The sequence below is a fragment of the Spirulina sp. 06S082 genome (assembly GCF_034932145.1).
GTDB lineage: Bacteria > Cyanobacteriota > Cyanobacteriia > Cyanobacteriales > Spirulinaceae > CCY15215.
Genome location: NZ_JAYGHV010000086.1, coordinates 1 through 3,538 on the forward strand (window position 1 = coordinate 1; position 3,538 = coordinate 3,538).

The following is a 3,538-nucleotide window of genomic DNA, read 5'->3' on the forward strand; positions in this document are numbered from 1 at the left end:
GGGGCGGATGTGTTAGCCAGCGAAACTGAATCTTGTACGGTGTGTCGTACTGATGTTCTGCCATTGGCAGCAGGAGAAGTGCCTCGACTGCTTGAATATCGAGAAAAGCAGAAACAGCCGGTACTTTTGGCCGAAGGAGATGCCCGTACTATTCGCCAGAATTTTCTCGAACGCACTCACTTAATTCGGGCAACGGCAAACCGCGATCGCGTTCAACGTTTTGAGTTAGAATACCCCATCGATGCGATCGGGAATTTTTCAGCCCTGACAGGATTTACTCTGGTTGATACTCCAGGTCCTAATGAGTGGAAAGATGGGGCATTTGATAGCATTATTCTCAAACAAACCGCCCTTGAAGTCCTGCGTAATTGCGATGTTATTCTTTTTATTCTCGATTACTCTTCCTTTAAAGATAACACAAATTCAGAACTTTTACAAGACTTAATCGAACAACGCAGCGATTTTTTGAAACGCAATCGCGGGGCAATTTATTTTATTCTGAATAAAATCGATCGCAAGACTGAAGAAGATCGACCCATTCAGCACGTTATTGACGATCTCAAGCGCACTTTGAAAGGATTTGGTATTCCCGAACCGATTGTATATCCCGCCAGCGCTTGGCAAGGACTTCTTGCTAAGATGATTCAACGAGGACTCGCAACGGATGTTCATTTACGGAACTTCAAACGCTTTTTTGGGGGACGTTATGCTAGGGAAACTCCCGATGGAGATATGATCGTTCCTTCTCCACAAAAAGTTGCCCCTCAAGCCTTAAAAGATAGTCTCATTCCCGCGATCGAACAAGCGGTTGTGCGAGAAGTTGTTAATAATGCTGGCTGGAATTTATTAAGAGATGTGATTGCTAAACTTAATAAAACTGGAACAGGAGTTGAAGATGTGATTAATACGCGCATTAGTGGCTGGAAAATTGAAATTAAGCCCCTACGCCAAAAGATGGAAGAATATAAACGCTTGGCTAAAAATGCGATCGTACAAATTCGCGGCGTTAAAAAACTGGTCGAACAACAAGAAAAGCAATTAATCGAACAGTTTAAATGGGAAATCAATGATTTTGCCGAACGCGCTAAGTTAACTATTCAACAAGAATTTGAAATTTTTGTTCATTATCGCTTTTCAGATTATACCGTTGCGACGGAACCACCAGGGGACGAGTTAGAAATTGAAGAAGAAGAACCAGAAAAAAGTTCCCGTTTTCCCGTACCAAAACGATTAGCAGAATCTTTAAAGAAAGTGATTAATGAACTTTTAGGAGATGAGGAAAACCCTTATGAGATTCGTTGTGAAACAGAAGAAGAAGTCGAACAAATTAAGAAAGATATCAATCGTTTTTGTGCTATTTTGATTAAAGATTGGTGGACAAATACACAAGATAAATTGTCTCGAGATGGAACATTAATTCGACAAGAATTAGTTGCACAGATTCGCGATAATGTCCAAACCATTTCCAATGAACTCTCAAAGTATTTAGGGGAAGCCTTGGATATTTCTATGAATATCAATCCCATTCAAATGCTAGTGTTTGATTTTCAAGGAATTGATACTCAAGTGCAACAACAAACCGAAAATTATACACGCTGGACGAGGGAACGAAAACAGGCATTTTGTCGAGATTATGAAGTTGATATTCAAGTAGACGATCGCCGTTCTTACTACGAAATAGATTTGCGTCAAACTATTGTCTCAATTAAGAAAGAAATTGACGGACAAACAGCCGGTAGTTTAATTGTTGTCGAACGTGCAATTAAACAACAAGTTGCAGAAGATTTCGGCCATGCGGAACAACAAATTAATGAATATATCAACCGCTTTTTGGTAGAGTTCGATCGCCTCTTGAAAGAAAGAGAAACCCGAGAAACAGAAGTCGATAAAATTTTAGAGGCTTTAGAAGCACAGAAAATAGCACTCTACCAGTATACTGAAGAACTAGAAACGGTCAAACAAACATTAGAAAAGTGGCGACCCTGAACGCATCTTAATCTTAACACGAGAAAAAGCGGGAGCTTGGTAGCCCCGTCTCTTTAGAGCGGGGTGGAAAAGCGACACGGCACGGACATCTCGCGATTCTGAGGAAACCTCAGAATGCGTGTCCTCGAATTTATTCGCCATCAGGAATGGTGAGGGTCATTGATATAATCCATGATTTTAGTTGTACTAACTTTCCCAGTAGTGTCATAAAAATAGCTGCGAGTCCACAAACTAGGTAGTTTGCAGAGATGAGGAAATTCTTGACGAAGAAGACGGGAGGAGCGCCCTTTCTCATTGTAGATAACTTGGCATCTATCTACAGAATAAAGTAAACTAAACCCATGAACAAGAAAAAAATTGACATAGGTTGCCAACAAAACTTATTGCACCCCAACAAGGAACTACTAGCTATCCTTGAGTATCTCTGTGGCGAGGCCAACAAGGTATTTAATTGTTCTGTTTACTATGCTCGCCAAATTTGGTTTAAGGAGAATCGCTTTGTTGGCAAGGGGGAACTTTGTCGGCAAATGAAATGGAATTGCCATTTTCGAGCGATGTACGCTTCAAGCGCCCAACAAATTTGTAATGGTGTGGTTGAAGCATTTTCCAGTTTTCGCGAACTCCTCAAGTTGTTTGGAGACAAAAAACTAAACAACAAACCCAAACCGCCAAAATATCGGAAAAAAGGTTTCTTTACTGTTTCCTATCCTAAAAGATGGTTAAAGCTGACCGAGGGAGGAATCAAAGTTCCTTTAGGGAAAAGCGTAAAAGCATGGTTTGGGCTGGGAGAATTTTATCTCCCTATGCCTTCTAACCTAGATTGGAACAGCATCAAAGAAATTCGCATTCTTCCACGTCACGGCTGCTTTTATGCAGAATATATTTATCAAAGAAGACCGCAAGCGACCCAGACAGATTCTCGAAAAGTTCTAGGAATTGACCACGGCCTTGATAATTGGTTGACCTGCGTGACAAACGTGGGGACGAGTTTCATTATCGACGGGAAGCACCTTAAATCGGTCAACCAATGGTATAACAAACAGATTGCCACGATTAAAGAAGGAAAACCTCAAGGATTCTGGTCAAACCGACTGTCTCGTATTACCGAAAAACGCAATCGACAAATGCGGGATTCAGTTAACAAGGCAGCCCGTATCGTCATTAACCATTGCCTAGAAAATGGTATCGGTCAGATTGTTTTTGGCTGGAACAAGGGACAAAAAGATGGGATTAATATTGGCTCTAAGAATAATCAAAAATTCGTTCAAGTTCCTACAGCAAAACTCAAAGAACGAATCAAGGAACTTTGCGAGTTTTATGGTATCCACTTTTTAGAATCCGAAGAATCCTATACCTCTAAAGCTAGTTTTCTAGATGAAGATATTCTTCCTGTTTACGGTGAAAAACCCGAGTCTTGGAAACCATCAGGAAAACGAATCAAAAGAGGATTGTATTGTTCTGGGGATGGCAGTTTCATTAACGCCGACTGTAACTGTGCAGCCAACATTTTAAGGAAAGTAGCGGCAACTTTAGGATTATGTCTTAAAGGAGT

Annotated in this window: 2 protein-coding genes and 1 pseudogene; 2 read left to right on the forward strand and 1 reads right to left on the reverse strand. The window is 40.8% G+C overall.

Features of this window, described 5'->3' with window-relative positions; all coding sequences use genetic code 11:
- On the forward strand, nucleotides 1-1,986 hold a 1,986-nt coding region (locus VB714_RS07065), incomplete at its 5' end, for a dynamin family protein (RefSeq protein ID WP_323222524.1).
- A gap of 140 nt (nucleotides 1,987-2,126) precedes the next feature.
- Here VB714_RS07065 and VB714_RS07070 read toward each other — a convergent pair.
- Nucleotides 2,127-2,288: pseudogene (locus VB714_RS07070) on the reverse strand (transposase); the annotation flags it as partial.
- 39 nt (nucleotides 2,289-2,327) lie between these two features.
- Between VB714_RS07070 and VB714_RS07075 the strand changes: the two are divergent.
- A partial coding sequence (locus VB714_RS07075) for a transposase (RefSeq protein ID WP_323222527.1) occupies nucleotides 2,328-3,538 on the forward strand: 1,211 nt, incomplete at its 3' end.